General features: G+C 69.7%; 13 protein-coding genes. 4 read left to right on the top strand and 9 right to left on the bottom strand.

Features of this window, described 5'->3' with window-relative positions; genetic code table 11:
- Positions 1–41: 41 nt before the first annotated feature.
- Genes ACZ67T_RS05625 through ctaC form a run of 3 tightly spaced genes read right to left on the bottom strand, consistent with a single transcriptional unit; the run spans position 42 to position 3,129 of the window.
- Positions 42–440 carry a cytochrome c oxidase subunit 4 gene (locus ACZ67T_RS05625; RefSeq protein ID WP_389552602.1) on the bottom strand — a complete coding sequence of 133 codons (399 nt, stop codon included), beginning with the start codon at positions 438–440 and terminating at the stop codon, positions 42–44.
- Complete coding sequence (ctaD, locus tag ACZ67T_RS05620; RefSeq protein WP_469981705.1) at positions 437–2,173, bottom strand: aa3-type cytochrome oxidase subunit I; 1,737 nt, start codon at positions 2,171–2,173, stop codon at positions 437–439. The genes ACZ67T_RS05625 and ctaD overlap by 4 nt, the downstream gene beginning before the upstream one ends.
- The gene (gene ctaC, locus ACZ67T_RS05615) at positions 2,170–3,129 is read right to left on the bottom strand and encodes an aa3-type cytochrome oxidase subunit II (RefSeq protein WP_469981704.1); all 960 of its coding nucleotides are present in this window, start codon (positions 3,127–3,129) and stop codon (positions 2,170–2,172) included. The genes ctaD and ctaC overlap by 4 nt, the downstream gene beginning before the upstream one ends.
- A 341-nt stretch (positions 3,130–3,470) precedes the next feature.
- On the opposite strand from ctaC, the gene ACZ67T_RS05610 reads away from it, so the two are divergent.
- Complete coding sequence (locus tag ACZ67T_RS05610) at positions 3,471–4,859, top strand: aminotransferase class V-fold PLP-dependent enzyme (RefSeq protein ID WP_469981703.1); 1,389 nt, start codon at positions 3,471–3,473, stop codon at positions 4,857–4,859.
- Positions 4,860–4,864: 5 nt separating this feature from the next.
- Here ACZ67T_RS05610 and ACZ67T_RS05605 read toward each other — a convergent pair whose 3' ends face one another.
- A complete protein-coding gene (locus ACZ67T_RS05605) occupies positions 4,865–5,839 on the bottom strand; it encodes a carbohydrate kinase family protein (protein WP_469981702.1) in 975 nt (324 codons plus the stop codon).
- Positions 5,840–5,972: 133 nt separating this feature from the next.
- Here ACZ67T_RS05605 and ACZ67T_RS05600 point away from each other — a divergent pair, with 133 nt between their 5' ends.
- Entirely contained in the window at positions 5,973–6,188 is a 216-nt protein-coding gene (locus ACZ67T_RS05600) for a hypothetical protein (protein WP_469981701.1), read from the top strand.
- Positions 6,189–6,317: 129 nt separating this feature from the next.
- Entirely contained in the window at positions 6,318–7,790 is a 1,473-nt protein-coding gene (locus tag ACZ67T_RS05595) for a hypothetical protein (protein WP_469981700.1), read from the top strand.
- Between the two features lie 75 nt (positions 7,791–7,865).
- On the opposite strand, the gene ACZ67T_RS05590 is transcribed toward ACZ67T_RS05595, so the two are convergent.
- Complete coding sequence (locus tag ACZ67T_RS05590) at positions 7,866–8,222, bottom strand: iron-sulfur cluster assembly accessory protein (RefSeq protein WP_100592151.1); 357 nt, start codon at positions 8,220–8,222, stop codon at positions 7,866–7,868.
- A gap of 279 nt (positions 8,223–8,501) precedes the next feature.
- Between ACZ67T_RS05590 and nadA the strand changes: the two genes are divergently transcribed.
- Positions 8,502–9,704 (top strand): quinolinate synthase NadA, encoded by a 1,203-nt coding sequence (gene nadA / locus ACZ67T_RS05585; RefSeq protein ID WP_383092541.1) that lies wholly within the window; start codon positions 8,502–8,504, stop codon positions 9,702–9,704.
- A gap of 80 nt (positions 9,705–9,784) precedes the next feature.
- Here the strand turns inward: nadA and ACZ67T_RS05580 are convergent, their stop codons facing one another.
- The 4 genes from ACZ67T_RS05580 to pspAA all read right to left on the bottom strand — a co-directional run bounded on the left by ACZ67T_RS05580 (position 9,785) and on the right by pspAA (position 15,438).
- Positions 9,785–12,940 carry an efflux RND transporter permease subunit gene (locus ACZ67T_RS05580; protein WP_469981699.1) on the bottom strand — a complete coding sequence of 1,052 codons (3,156 nt, stop codon included), beginning with the start codon at positions 12,938–12,940 and terminating at the stop codon, positions 9,785–9,787.
- 203 nt (positions 12,941–13,143) lie between these two features.
- Positions 13,144–13,842: a response regulator gene (locus tag ACZ67T_RS05575; RefSeq protein WP_100592148.1), complete on the bottom strand. Its 699-nt coding sequence runs from the start codon at positions 13,840–13,842 to the stop codon at positions 13,144–13,146.
- Positions 13,839–15,071: a sensor histidine kinase gene (locus ACZ67T_RS05570; RefSeq protein WP_469981698.1), complete on the bottom strand. Its 1,233-nt coding sequence runs from the start codon at positions 15,069–15,071 to the stop codon at positions 13,839–13,841. The genes ACZ67T_RS05575 and ACZ67T_RS05570 overlap by 4 nt, the downstream gene beginning before the upstream one ends.
- Positions 15,072–15,159: 88 nt before the next feature.
- Entirely contained in the window at positions 15,160–15,438 is a 279-nt protein-coding gene (gene pspAA, locus ACZ67T_RS05565) for a PspA-associated protein PspAA (RefSeq protein ID WP_469981697.1), read from the bottom strand.
- Positions 15,439–15,445: the final 7 nt, after the last annotated feature.

Here is a 15,445-nt window from a genome sequence, read left to right as displayed (position 1 = left end):
TCCTCACGGAGTATCCGGGCCCTTTCGGCGTCGATCGGGCCCTACTGGGTCCGGTTCTCGCCGCGGTAGTACTCGAAGACCCAGCCCCACAGGCCGATGCCGATGAGCGGGGCCGAGAAGTACAGCAGCCACCAGCCGAAGACGACGCCCATGAAGCCGAGCGCACCGCCGATGGCCAGAGCGAGCGGCTGCCAGCTGTGCGGGCTGAAGAAGCCCACCTCACCGGCGTCGTCCGCGACCTCGGCCTCCTTGTTGTCCTGCGCACCGGTGTCGAGCCGCCGGGCCGTGAAGGCCAGGTAGTAGCCGACCATGATGCACAGGCCGAAGGCCAGGAAGAGCGCCGTGGTTCCGGCGGGCTCCTTCGACCACACGCCGTAGACGATCGCCGTGGCGAGCACGAAGAGGCTCAGCCAGATGAACATCTTGCCTTGGACCTTCACTTGCCGGCCTCCTTGCCACCAGAGAGAGCCTTGTCCCCGTGGCCGCCGTTCTGGAGCTGGTCCATCGCGGCGATCTCCGGGTAGTGCAGGTCGAACGCCGGCGATTCACTGCGAATGCGCGGCAGGGTGAGGAAGTTGTGCCGCGGCGGCGGGCAGGACGTCGCCCATTCGAGCGAACGGCCGTAGCCCCACGGGTCGTCGACCTCGACCTTCTTGCCGTACTTGGCGGTCTTCCACACGTTGTAGAAGAACGGCAGGATCGACAGACCGAGCAGGAACGAGGAGATCGTCGAGATCGTGTTCAGCGCGGTGAAGCCGTCGGCCGCGAGGTAGTCCGCGTAACGACGCGGCATGCCCTCGACGCCCAGCCAGTGCTGCACCAGGAACGTGCCGTGGAAGCCGATGAACAGCGTCCAGAACGTGATCTTGCCGAGCCGCTCGTCGAGCATCTTGCCCGTGAACTTCGGCCACCAGAAGTGGAATCCGGCGAACATCGCGAACACCACGGTGCCGAAGACGACGTAGTGGAAGTGCGCGACGACGAAGTACGAGTCCGAGACGTGGAAGTCCAGCGGCGGGGCCGCCAGGATGACGCCGGTCAGACCACCGAAGACGAAGGTGATCAGGAAGCCGATCGTCCAGAGCATCGGTGTCTCGAAGGACAGTGAGCCCTTCCACATCGTGCCGATCCAGTTGAAGAACTTCACGCCGGTCGGTACGGCGATGAGGAACGTCATGAAGGAGAAGAACGGCAACAGCACGCCACCGGTGACGTACATGTGGTGCGCCCACACGGTCACGGAGAGACCCGCGATCGCGATGGTCGCGCCGATCAGGCCCGAGTAGCCGAACATCGGCTTCCTCGAGAACACCGGGATCACTTCGGAAATGATTCCGAAGAATGGCAGCGCGATGATGTACACCTCTGGATGCCCGAAGAACCAGAAGAGGTGTTGCCAGAGCAACGCTCCGCCGTTGGTCGCGTCGAACACATGGGCGCCGAATTTTCGGTCCGCCTCCAGGGCGAACAGTGCGGCCGCCAGGACCGGGAAGGCGAGCAGGACCAGGACGGCGGTCAGCAGCACGTTCCACACGAAGATCGGCATGCGGAACATCGTCATGCCGGGAGCGCGCATGCAGATGATCGTGGTGATGAAGTTGACCGCGCCGAGGATCGTGCCGAAGCCGGAGAAGGCCAGACCCATGATCCACATGTCGGCGCCGATGCCCGGGCTGCGGACTGCGTCCGACAGCGGGGAGTAGGCGAACCAGCCGAAGTCGGCCGCACCCTGCGGGGTGAGGAAGCCGCCGACGGCGATGGTCGAGCCGAACAGGTAGAGCCAGTAGGCGAACATGTTCAGCCGCGGGAACGCCACGTCGGGCGCGCCGATCTGCAGCGGCATGATCCAGTTCGTGAAACCGGCGAACAGCGGCGTCGCGAACATCAGCAGCATGATCGTGCCGTGCATCGTGAACGCCTGGTTGAACTGCTCGTTCGACATGATCTGGTTGCCGGGACGAGCGAGTTCGGCGCGCATGAAGAGCGCCATGAGTCCGCCGATGCAGAAGAACGCGAACGACGTGACCAGGTAGAGCGTGCCGATCGTCTTGTGGTCAGTGGTGGTCAGCCACTTGACGACGACATTCCCCGGCTGCTTGCGCCTGACCGGCAGCTCGTTCTCGTACGAGTCGTCAGCTGCGGCGGCACCCTGAGGTTCGTTGAGGATGCTCACAGGTTGTTCGTCTCCCGGTTCTTCTCGTGGCTCGTCTGCGCGATGCCGGACGGGATGTAACCGGTCTGCCCCTTCTTCACGAGGTCCTTGAGGTGCTGCTGGTAGCGCTCAGGAGAGACGACCTTCACGTTGAACAGCATGCGCGAGTGGTCGACGCCGCAGAGCTCGGCGCACTTGCCCAGGAAGGTGCCCTCCCGGTTAGGAGTCACCTCGAAGGCGTTGGTGTGGCCCGGAATGACGTCCTGCTTCATCAGGAACGGCACCACCCAGAAGTCGTGGATGACGTCGCGCGAGGTGAGGACGAACCGGACCTTCTCACCCTTGGGGAGCCAGAGGGTGGGGCCGGGGTTCTTCGTCTGCGGGTTCACCGATGCCGGCGTACCGGCGTCGTAGACGCCGCCGGCGTTCGCCGGGAAGTCCTCGATGAAGCGGTCCGGAATACCGGCCAGTTCCTTCGAGGTCTTCGCGTCACCCGTGGAGCCGGGCACGTTCTCGACGTAGTTGAAGCCCCAGCTCCACTGATAGCCGACCACGTTGATCGTGTGGGCCGGCTTGTCGTCGAGGTTGAGGAGCTTCGACTCGTCTCGTGCCGTGAAGTAGAAGAGGACCGAGACGATGATGAGAGGTACCACCGTGTACAGCGCCTCGAGAGGCATGTTGTACCGCGTCTGCGTAGGTACCTCGATCTTGGTGCGGCTGCGCCGGTGGAAGATGATGCTCCACAGGATCAGGCCCCAGACAAGGACACCCGTGGCGAGCGCTGCCGCCCACGAGCCCTGCCAGAGGGAGAGGATCCTGGGGCCTTCTTCCGTAACCGGGGTCGGCATACCAAGACGAGGGAAGTCCTTGTATGTGCAACCAGTAGCGGTTACCAGGATCAGGCCCGCAGTCAGCACCTGCGGCAGCTTCCGCCGCATCGGGCGCCGCGACGAGCGGTCGGAGCCGTTGGGACTCACGTAGCGCCTTCCCGAGAGTCTCGCCCGCGCTGGTTGGCTACGGCCGTCTCGCTGGTCGCTCGCCGCCCTGGCACACGGGCAGGGGTTTGGATGTTTATGCGGACCAAACCCTACTGGACGCTATTTGGGGTCGCGCGGGGAGGGTGCCTAACGCGCCGCGGGTCACTCAGAAGGGGTGGAACTTGCTGTTCCGGGGGGATCTGACGGGGGATCGGGGGGATGTCCGGTGGGTGACGGGCGCGGGCCCTCCGGCGGGTGCGCGCTCCGGGTCCCGGTCACCCCCTCCCCTCCCCTCACCCCTTACGGGAGGCCACGGTCACCCGGGGCTTTACCGTTGCGGTGTGTCCTACTTCGACGCTGCCTCCTCCGCTCCCCTGCACCCCGTGGCCCGGCAGGCGCTGCTCGCCTCGCTCGACGAGGGGTGGGCCGACCCCGCCCGGCTCTACCGCGAGGGGAGGCGGGCCCGGCTGCTGCTCGACGCCGCCCGTGAGGCCGCCGCCGATGCCGTGGGCTGCCGCCCGGACGAGCTTGTTTTCACCCCTTCGGGGACGCGTGCGGTGCACTCCGGGATCTCCGGCGCGCTCGCGGGACGTCGGCGTGCCGGCCGGCACCTGGTGGTTTCCGCGGTCGAGCACTCCTCGGTACTCCATTCGGCCGCAGCGCTGGAGGCGGACGGCGGTTCGGTGACCGAGGTGGGCGTGGACCGGGCCGGTTCCGTCTCCCCCGCCGCGTACGCCGAAGCACTCAGGCAGGACACGGCGCTCGCCTGTCTCCAGTCCGCCAACCACGAGGTGGGGACGGTGCAGCCGGTGGCCGAGGTCTCCGCGGCCTGCCGGGCCGCCGGGGTGCCGCTGCTCGTGGACGCGGCGCAGTCGCTGGCGTGGGGGCCGGTCGAGGGTGACTGGTCGCTGCTCGCGGGCAGCGCGCACAAGTGGGGCGGCCCGGCGGGCGTCGGGCTGCTCGTCGTGCGCAAGGGGGTGCGGTTCGCGCCCCAAGGTCCGGCGGACGAACGGGAGTCGGGGCGGGCGGCCGGCTTCGAGAACATTCCGGCCGTCGTGGCGGCGGCGGCCTCGCTGCGGGCGGTGCGGGCCGAGGCCGCCGAGGAGGACGCGCGGCTGCGGGAGTTGACGGAGCGGATCCGGGCGCGCGTCCCGGGACTCGTGCCCGATGTCGAGGTGGTGGGCGACCCGGTGCGGCGGCTGCCCCACGTGGTCACCTTCTCCTGTCTCTATGTCGACGGAGAGACTCTGCTGCACGAGCTGGACCGGGCCGGTTTTTCTGTTTCGTCCGGATCGTCGTGCACGAGCAGCACGCTGACGCCGAGCCATGTGCTCAAGGCGATGGGGGTGCTGAGCGAGGGGAACGTACGGGTGTCGCTGCCGCTCGGGACGGCCGAGGGCGACGTCGAGCGGTTCCTCGAGGTGCTGCCGGGGACGGTCGCTGCGGTACGCGAGCGGCTCGGGGCGACGGCCGTGACCGCGCTCGCCCCCGCGCCGGCGAGCGCGCCCTCACTGGTGGTCGACGCGCTCGGGAAGCGGTGCCCGATCCCCGTCATCGAGCTGGCGAAGGTGATCGGTGACGTCCCGGTGGGCGGGACGGTGACCGTGCTCTCCGACGACGAGGCGGCGCGGCTCGACATCCCGGCGTGGTGCGAGATGCGGAGCCAGCAGTACGTCGGGGAGGAGCCGGCGGAGCGCGGTACCGCCTATGTGGTCCGCCGGCTCTCCTGACGGGACTACTTCAGGTACTCCCTGACCTCGGCCGCCGCCTCGTGGCCGTACGCCTTGGTGAAGCGGTCCATGAAGTGGCCGCGGCGCAGCTGGTACTCCTGCGTGCCGAGGGTCTCGATGACCAGCGTGGCGAGCATGCAGCCGACCTGGGCGGCGCGCTCATGGCCGACACCCCAGGCCAGGCCGGACAGGAAGCCCGCGCGGAACGCGTCGCCGACGCCCGTCGGGTCGACCTTGGCCTCCTCCTCGGCGCAGCCGACCTCGATCGGGTCCTGGCCGACGCCCTCGATGCGGACGCCGCGCGAGCCGAGGGTCGTGACACGGTGGCCGACCTTGCCGAGGATCTCCTCGTCGGTCCAGCCGGTCTTGCTCTCGATGAGGCCCTTCTCGTACTCGTTCGAGAAGAGGTACGTGGCGCCGTCCAGGAGCGTGCGGATCTCGTCGCCGCTCATCCGGGCGATCTGCTGCGAGAAGTCCGCGGCGAACGGGATGGAGCGCGAGCGGCACTCCTCCGTGTGACGGAGCATGCCCTCCGGGTCGTCCGCGCCGATCAGGACCAGGTCGAGGCCGCCGACGCGCTCGGCGACGGACTGCAGCTCGATGAGGCGGGCCTCGCTCATGGCGCCCGTGTAGAAGGAGCCGATCTGGTTGTGGTCGGCGTCCGTGGTGCAGACGAAGCGGGCCGTGTGCAGGACCTCGGAGATGCGCACGGAGGCGGTGTCCACGCCGTGCCGGTCGAGCCAGGCGCGGTACTCGTCGAAGTCGGAGCCCGCGGCGCCGACCAGGATCGGGTCCGTGCCGAGCTGCCCCATGCCGAACGCGATGTTCGCGCCGACACCGCCCCGGCGGACGTCGAGGTTGTCGACGAGGAAGGAGAGGGAGACCGTGTGCAGCTGATCCGCGACCAGCTGGTCGGCGAAGCGGCCGGGGAAGGTCATGAGGTGGTCGGTGGCGATGGAACCGGTGACTGCGATACGCACGGCGTGGTCACGTCTTCCTGAGCGGAGGGGGTTGACGCTTTACGCTACCGGGTCGCGCCCGTCCGACTGAAGCGGCAAAATTACCCAATAGTAGGGCTTTCTTCGCGGGCCCGGACCTGCATAGCGTTCCTTTATGACGAACCTCAAGGTCCGCACCGCGTCCGCGCCGCTCGACCTCGAAGGCGGCCTCGCTTCCCTGCGCGGCGACTGCGCCCGAATGGCCCCGCGCTGGACGGCCGCCCCCGCCGAGAGCAAGCAGGCGCCCGTCAAGCCCTCCCTCCCCCACGGCGTCGTCGTGCCTTCCAAGTCCGCGCGGCTCATCGACTCGATGTCCGAGTACGGGGACTAGAGGACCGGAGGCGCGCTCGCGCGGTCCGCGGGGGAGCGAGGAGGGAACCACACACTCCCCCGCCGCGTCCCATCGCTGTCCCCCGTAAAGGGGATACGGCGTACGACGCGGTAGCTAAGGAGCGATGCGGTGAGCACCGAGCAGACGCAGGATCGACACCGGGGGCGGTCGCGGCTGGCCGTCGCCTCGGTCGCGGCAGCGGTACTCCTCGTCGGTGGCGGTGGCGCGTATGTCGCGGCGACCTCGGCCGATGGCGGCGGCACCCCGGCGGCGGGCGACGACTCCCCTCCCCCGCCGCTGGCCCTGGACGGCTACCGGGAGGGCGGTACGGACTCCACCTCGGGGATCGCGCCGGGTGAGCCCGACCCGAACGGCACCCGTTACCGGGCCGACGGCAAGCTCCCCACGGGCCCCGGCGACGCCCCCGTCTACCGGACCGAGGGCAAGGTGACCGCGGCCGATGTCGCCGCGCTCGCCAGGACGCTGGACGCGCAGGGCACCCCGCGCCTGGAGAACGGCGCCTGGAAGGTGGGCCCGGCCGAGGACGGCTCGGGCCCCTCGCTCCAGGTGACCGAGCGAGCCCCCGGCGCCTGGACGTACGCGCGCTACGCACCGTCCGCGGGCCACAAGTGCGCGAGCCCCGCCAAGTGCACCGAGGCGCCGGGGAACGGCAGCACCAAGGACGCCGTGAGCGAGGAGGCCGCGAAGAAGGCGGCCGCTCCGGTCCTCAAGGCGCTCGGCCAGGACGACGCGAAGCTCGACGCGCGCCAACTGATGGGCGCGATACGGGTGGTGAACGCGGAGCCCCGCGTGGGCGGCCTGCCCACGTACGGCTGGACCACGGGCGTCCAGGTCGGCTCGGACGGTCAAGTGGTGGGTGGCAGCGGCCAGTTGAAGAAGCCGGCCAAGGGTGACACGTATCCCGTGATCAGCGCGCAGAAGACGCTCGATCTGCTCAACTCCGCGGCTGTCGGGGCCGGTCGCGTCGGTATCGGCGGCTGCGCGAGCCCGGTGCCGGTGAAGGAGCGGGACGAGGCGCCGTGCAAGGCGCCGACGAGGCTGCCCGCGGCGGAGCCCGTCCATGTCACGGGCGCGACGTTCGGGCTCGCGGCGCAGTTCACGCACGGGCGGCAGATCCTCGTACCGTCGTGGCTGTTCCAGGTGAAGCCGCAGGGCGGGCAGGCTGCCTTCACCGTGACGCATCCGGCGGTGGACCCGAAGTTCCTGACGTCGCCGCAGGCGCAGGGGCCGACCGGCAGGCCGAGCCCGCGGCCGAGCGTGAAGCCCGGCGACCCGGGGACCGACACCCGCGATGTGCGCCCCGACGGCTACACCGGGGACGGGCGGACGCTGACGGCGCACTTCACGGGCGGCGTGTGCAGCACCTACACGGCCTCGGCGACGGAGCGGGACGGCAAGGTCGCCCTGAAGATCACGGAGACGCTGAAGAAGGGCACGGTCTGCATCGCGATGGCGAAGTTCTACGCGCTGCCGGTGACGCTGAACGAGCCGCTCGACGGCCGCAAGGTCGTGGACTCGAACGACAGGGCGGTGCCGCACGCGGACGGCGGGCGCGGGCAGGAGCCGGCGCCGCAGAGCTGACGTCGCAGCGAAGCACGAAGCGGCGGTTCCCCCTCGAGCAGGGAACCGCCGCTTCGTGTGTGTACGGGTTCAGGCTCAGCTGAACGAGTCACCGCAGGCGCAGGAGCCCGTGGCGTTCGGGTTGTCGATCGTGAAGCCCTGCTTCTCGATGGTGTCGACGAAGTCGACGGAGGCGCCGCCCAGGTACGGGGCGCTCATGCGGTCGGTGACGACCTTGACGCCACCGAAGTCCTTCACGACGTCCCCGTCGAGGGAGCGCTCGTCGAAGAAGAGCTGGTAACGCAGGCCGGAGCAGCCTCCGGGCTGTACGGCGACGCGCAGCGCCAGGTCGTCGCGCCCTTCCTGGTCAAGGAGGGCCTTGACCTTGGCCGCGGCGGCGTCGGACAGGAGGATGCCGTCGCTCACGGTGGTGGTCTCGTCCGATACGGACATCTGCTTCTCTCCAGGGTTGTACGGAGACTGCTTGCCGACGTTCCAACCGGCGGGGCCGCGGTTTCATTCCGGCCCTGGCGCTCGTGTTTCGCCTCGCGGCGAGTTCGGCTTCCTTGCCCTTTCATGCTCGCACACCCGGCGCGCGGGGGGCACGGGCCGGTCCACGCGGATTGCGTCACATCGACACGATGGCCATCGTCATTCTGACGTGAAGCAGTTATGATAGATAGCGTCATTTCGACGAGAAGCCTCGCCGCACGAATGTCATAACAAGAAAGGGTGCGTGACGTGACCACGGCCCAGACCACCGTTGACCTGGATGTTCAGCCGACTCCGCTGGCTCTCCTGCTGCTCGGCCGCGAGGCCGACCCGCGGAGCGAGCGCGGCGTGGAGTGCCCTGGAGACCTGCCCTCCCCGTCCGACCCGGACCTGGTGGAGCGCGCCCGCGCGGCCAAGGAGAGGCTCGGGGACAAGGTCTTCGTGCTCGGCCACCACTACCAGCGCGACGAGGTCATCCAGTTCGCGGACGTCACCGGCGACTCCTTCAAGCTCGCCCGCGACGCGGCCGCCCGGCCGGAGGCCGAGTACATCGTCTTCTGCGGCGTGCACTTCATGGCCGAGTCCGCCGACATCCTCACCGGCGACGACCAGAAGGTGGTCCTGCCGGACCTGGCCGCCGGGTGCTCCATGGCCGACATGGCCACCGCCGAGCAGGTCGCCGAGTGCTGGGACGTGCTGACCGAGGCGGGCATCGCCGAGCAGGTCGTGCCGGTCTCGTACATGAACTCCTCGGCGGACATCAAGGCGTTCACCGGCAAGCACGGCGGCACCATCTGCACCTCGTCGAACGCGAAGAGGGCGCTTGACTGGGCCTTCGAGCAGGGGGAGCCCAATTCAACAAAGGTGCTGTTCCTGCCGGACCAGCACCTGGGCCGCAACACCGCCGTACGGGACATGGGCATGTCCCTGGAGGACTGCGTCCTGTACAACCCGCACAAGCCGAACGGCGGCCTGACCGCCGAGGAGCTGCGGAACGCGAAGATGATCCTGTGGCGCGGGCACTGCTCGGTGCACGGGCGCTTCTCGATCGACTCGGTCAACGACGTCCGCGAGCGGATCCCCGGCGTACGGGTCCTGGTGCACCCCGAGTGCAAGCACGAGGTCGTCGCCGCGGCGGACGAGGTCGGCTCGACGGAGTACATCATCAAGGCCCTCGACGCGGCTCCGGCCGGGTCGAAGTGGGCGATCGGCACCGAGCTCAACCTGGTGCGGCGCCTCGCCAACGCGCACCCCGACAAGGAGATCGTCTTCCTCGACAAGACGGTCTGCTTCTGCTCGACGATGAACCGCATCGACCTGCCGCACCTGGTGTGGACCCTGGAGTCGCTGGCCGAGGGCAACCTGGTCAACCGGATCGAGGTCGACCGCGAGACGGAGCAGTTCGCCAAGCAGGCGCTGGAGCGGATGCTGGCGCTGCCGTAGGCGCCACAAGCACGAGAAAGCCCGGAGCCCGGGTCCCACTCGACGGTGGGACCCGGGCTCCGGGCGTTGCGCCGGGTGCGTCAGACCTGGGCCGGCTCCGGCTCGCCGGACTCGGCCTGTGAAGCCTGCGCGGACTCCTGCTCGGCCGGCACGCCGGCCTTCTTCGCCCGCTTCGCCTCGCGCTTCTTGCGGCGCCGCTCCTTGCGGAGCTCCAGCATCGCGTAGAGCGTCGGGACGAGGAGGAGCGTCAGGAGCGTCGACGTGATCAGACCGCCGATCACCACCACCGCGAGCGGCTGGGCGATGAAGCCGCCCTCGCCGGTGACGCCGAGCGCCATCGGGAGCAGGGCGAAGATCGTCGCCAGGGCCGTCATGAGGATCGGGCGCAGACGGTGGCGGCCGCCCTCGATGACCGCCTCGATCGTGCCGTAGCCCTCCTTGCGGTACTGGTTGATCAGGTCGATCAGGACGATCGCGTTGGTGACCACGATGCCGATGAGCATCAGCATGCCGATCATCGCCGGGACACCCATCGGGGTGCCGGTGGCGATGAGCAGGCCGATCGCGCCGGTCGCCGCGAACGGGATCGAGACCAGCAGGATCAGCGGCTGCGCCAGCGAGCGGAACGTGGCGACCAGGAGCATGAACACGATCGCGATCGCGGCCAGCATCGCGAGGCCGAGGTTCTTGAACGCGTCGTCCTGGTCGGACGTGACGCCGCCGATCGTGGCCTTCGCGCCCGCGGGCAGCTTCAGTGCCTTGATCTTCGTCTGGAGGTCGGCGCTGACCGCGCCGGTGTTGTCACCGGTCGGCCTGGCCGTGATCGTCGCGGCGCGGGCGCCGTCGATCCGGGTCATGGAGACCGGCCCGTCGACCAGCTTCACCGTGGCGATGTCGCCGAGCTTCAGACCGCGGGGGCCCATGGGGAGCTTCTTGAGCTCGTCCATGGTGGTGGCGGGCTTCGCCGACTTCACGACGACGTCGCGCTCGGTGTCGTCGAGGATCGCCTTGCCGCTGGTGGTGCCGCGCACGGCCTGGGCGACGGCCGCGCCGAGCGTGGTGTCGTTGAACCCGGCGGCCGCGGCCTTGGAGTTGGCCCTGACCGAGATGCGCGGGACCGACTGCGACAGGTCACTGGTGACGTCCGTGACGTCGTCGAGCTCGGCGACCTCGTCGCGGACCTCGTCGGCCGCCTTGCGCAGGACCTGGCCGTCGGCCGCCTTCACCACGACGCTGAGGTCCTGGCTGCCGAAGCCGTCACCGGCCGCGATGGTGGTCCGGCCGATCCCGGAGAGCTCCCCGAGACCCTTCTCGATGCGGTCCTGGGTCTTCTCGAACGACGCCTTGTCCTTCAGCGTCACCTGGTACGACGCCTGGTTGGTGTCGGTACCGCCGCCGAAGGCCGCCATGAAGCCGGACGAGCCGATGGTGACCTGGTAGTCCTTGACCGAGTCGATGCCCGCGAGCAGCTTCTCGACCTTCTTCGCCGAGGCGTCGGTCGCCGCCAGGCTGGTGCCCGGCTTCAGCTCCTGCTTGATGGACAGGACTTCCTGCTCGCCCTGGTCGAAGAAGTTCGTCTTCAGCATGGGGGCCATGCCGAACGTGCCGACCAGGACCACGACCGCGATGAGCACGCTGGTGAGGCGGCGACGGGTCGCGAAGCGCAGGACCGGGACGTAGATCCGCTGGAGCCAGGAACGCGCCTCCTTCTCCTCCGCCTTGCGGCGCGCCTCCTCCGGGTCGACACCCTTGATCGCCTTGGGCGGGCGCAGGAACCAGTACGACAGGACCGGCACGACCGTGAGCGAGACGAGCAGGGAGGCCAGCAGGGCCGCCGTGACCGTCAGGGAGAACGAGCCGAACAGCTCGCCGACCATGCCGCCCACCAGGCCGATGGGCAGGAAGACGGCGACGGTGGTCAGGGTGGACGACGTGACGGCGCCCGCGACCTCGCGGACCGCCTTGAGGATCGCCTCCTGGCGCTCCTCGCCGTAGCCGAGGTGCCGCTTGATGTTCTCCAGGACGACGATGGAGTCGTCCACGACGCGGCCGATCGCGATGGTCAGCGCGCCGAGCGTGAGCATGTTGAGCGAGAGGTCGCGGGTCCAGAGCACGATCAGGGCCAGGACGACCGAGAGCGGGATCGAGACCGCGGTGACCAGGGTCGAGCGGATCGACGCCAGGAAGACGAGGATGACGAGGACCGCGAAGAGCAGGCCGAGCGCGCCCTCCGTGGTCAGGCCGTCGATGGACTTGGAGACGGCCGGTCCCTGGTCGCTGACGACCGTGAGCTTCGCACCGGTGCCGAGGTCCTTGCGCAGGTCGGGGAGCTTGTCCTTGACCGCGTCGGAGATGGCGACCGCGCTGCCGTCGTGGTCCATGGTGACCATGACCGCGAGGCTGGGCTTTCCGTCGGTGCGGGTGATCGAGTCGGCCTTGGCGGGCTGCTGCGCGACCTCGGCGACATCACCGAGGCGTACGGGCTTCCTGACGCCCTCGCCGGTGACCATCAGGTCCTGGATCTGCTTCAGGGAGGTGAAGCCGCCGCCGACCTGGACGGTGCGGTTGCTGCCGCCCTCGTCGAAGGAGCCGGCGGGCAGGGTCGCGCCGCCCGCCTGGAGGGACTGGCCGAGCGCGGCCTGGCTGACGCCGGCCGCGGCGAGCTTCTTGTCGTCGGGGGTGACGGTGACCTGGAGGTCGCGCACACCGTCGACGGTGACCTGGCCGACGCCGTCGATGTCCTTGAGGGACGGGACGACGGTCTTGTCGAGCTGGTCGGCGAGCGCCTGCTGGTCCTTGTCGGACGTGACAGCGAGCACCACGGTCGGTATGTCGTCCGTGGAGCCCGCGACGACCTGCGGGTCGACGTCGTCGGGGAGCTGGGCGCGGGCCCGGTTCACGGCCTGCTGGACGTCGGCGACGAGCTGCTTGGAGCCGTTGCCGTAGTCGAACTGGGCCATGATCACGGCGTTGCCCTCGCTCGCCGTGGAGGTGATGCCGGTGATGCCGTCGACCGCATCGATGGTCGACTCGAGCGGCTCGATGACCTGCTTCTCGACCACGTCGGGAGACGCGCCCTGGTAGGGGGCCAGGACGGACACCATGGGCAGTTCGATGGAGGGCAGCAGCTGCTGCTTGAGCTGGGGGATCGCGATGGCGCCGAAGACGATCGCGATGATCGACATCAGCCCGATCAGGGCCCGTTGAGCGAGGCTGAACCTCGACAGCCAGGACATGGTGTGGGTCTCTCTCTGTGGCGAGCGCGGCAGGAGGGGCCCCGGGCGTCCGGCAGACGCTTGTGCATCCTGAGAACGCGGTGCGCCGGCAGACATGTGCGGGGCCCCCTACACCCTCAGTCATGCCGGAGGGCGGTTCCGTCGCTCCCAGGTCCCGTTCTTATGCGCCGCATACTGCGCCCGTAGTACGCGGGGGCCCCGGCTCACTCCACCCTTGGACGGACCAGGCCCGATTCGTACGCGATTACGACGAGTTGGGCTCGGTCCCGGGCACCGAGCTTGGCCATGGCGCGGTTCACATGGGTTTTGACCGTGAGGGGGCTGACCTGGAGGCGCTCCGCGATCTCGTCGTTCGAGTGGCCGCCGGCGACCTGGACGAGGACCTCGCGTTCGCGGGTGGTGAGCGCGGCGAGGCGTTCGCCGTGGGCGCCGCCCGGGCGCGCGCCGTCCTCCCAGTCGCCGTACCCCTCGCCCTGCGCGAGGAACTTGGCGATCAGGCCCTTGGTCGCGACGGGCGACAGGAGCGCCTCGCCCGCGGCGGCGATCCGCACCGCCCCGAGCAGCTCCTCGGGTTCGGCGCCCTTGCCGAGGAAGCCGGAGGCGCCCGCGCGCAGCGACTGCACGACGTACTCGTCCACCTCGAAGGTCGTGAGCATCACGACGCGTACGTGCGCCAGTTCGGGGTCGGCGCTGATCAGTCGGGTCGCGGCGAGTCCGTCGGTGCCGGGCATCCGGATGTCCATCAGGACGACGTCGGCCTTCTCGGACTTGGCGAGGCGGACGGCCTCCGCGCCGTCGGAGGCCTCGCCGACGACGAGCATGTCGGGTTCGGAGTCCACGAGGACGCGGAAGGCGCTGCGCAGCAGTGCCTGGTCGTCGGCGAGCAGTACCCGAATGGTCATCCAGCGTCCCCCGTGTCCGTGGCGCGGCCCGCGGTGGCGTGGGCCTGGACGGGCAGGATCGCATGGACGCGGAACCCGCCCCCGTACCGCGGCCCCACCGACAGACTGCCGGCGACCGCGGCGACGCGCTCGCGCATGCCGAGCAGGCCGTGGCCGCCGCTGTCGGGCGAGGGCTGCGCGGTGCCGGGGCCGTTGTCGAGGATCGTGACCTCGATGTTCGGGCCTACGCGCACGACGCTGACCTCCGCCTTGGCCTCGGCGCCCGCGTGCTTCTGCACATTGGTGAGGGCCTCCTGGACGATGCGGTAGGCGGCCAGGTCGACGGCGGCCGGCAGGCCGGTGGCGCGGTCGGAGCAGGTGACGTCGACCGGCAGGCCCGCGTTGCGGAACGTGCCGACGAGGTCGTCGAGGCGGTCGAGTCCCGGCGCCGGTTCGGTCGGGGCCTCGGGGTCGCCCGACTGCCTCAACAGGCCGACGGTGGCGCGGAGTTCGTTGAGCGCGGAGCGGCTCGCCTCGCGCACGTGCGAGAGGGCCTCCTTGGCCTGGTCGGGGCGCTTGTCCATGACGTGCGAGGCGACGCCCGCCTGGACGTTGACCAGGGCGATGTGGTGCGCGACGACGTCGTGCAGGTCGCGGGCGATGCGCAGGCGCTCCTCTGCGACGCGGCGCCGGGCCTCCTCCTCCCGGGTGCGCTCGGCCCGCTCGGCCCGCTCGCGGATCGCGTCGACGAACGCGCGCCGGCTGCGCACGGCGTCCCCGGCCGCGGCCGCCATGCCGGTCCAGGCGAAGACGCCGATGTTCTCCTGCGCGTACCAGGGCAGAGGGCCCGCCAGCATGGCGGCGCCGGTGAGGACGGTCATGGTGGCGAGGCCGACGCGCCAGGTGGTGGGGCGGTCGGTGGTGGCGGCGACGGTGTAGAGCGCGACGACGGCGCTCATCGAGACGGGTGCGCGCGGGTCGCCGGTGACGAGTTCGGCCAGGGTGACGGCGGAGGTGGCCGCGAGGACCGCCATGGGGGCGCGGCGCCGGAAGACGAGTGCGGCCGCGCCGAGGACCATGAAGACGACGCTGAGGAGCTGGGGACTGCGGGTGCCCCAGGTGGGGGTGCCGTCGCGGCCGCCGTTCGGATCGGCGAAGGAGGCGGCGATCATGGCGAGCAGCACCGCCGCCGCGAGGGCCGCGTCCATGGCCCGGGGGTGAGTCCTGGCCCAGCGTACGAAGGGGGTCACCGGCGTCACGGTATCGCCCCCTCGTCCGTACGCGGCACGCCCGTCCACATGCGGTGCGCGCGGCAGGCCACGCACCGCGCGCGACGGCTCAGCCAGGGATCAGACCGTCGTCGCTCAGCATCTCCCTGACCTCTTCAAGCGTCGCGTCCGGGGACGGAAGGATGAGTTCCGAGGGTTCCAGGGACGCGTCGGGCAGAGGCGTGCCCAGAGAGCGGACCGTTTCGAGCAGGGCGTGGAGCGTGCGGCGGAAAGCGGGACCGTCCCCGTTCTCCATCTCGGCCAGGAGCTCGTTGTCGAGCTTGTTGAGCTCGGCGAAGTGGCTGTCGGCCAGCTCCACCTGTCCCTCCCCCATGACCCGTACGATCATGACGCTC

This window comes from Streptomyces sp. NPDC107517 (assembly GCF_055582645.1).
The sequence above is the reverse complement of the archived record's forward strand: the minus strand, read 5'-3'. Positions and strand labels throughout refer to the sequence as shown.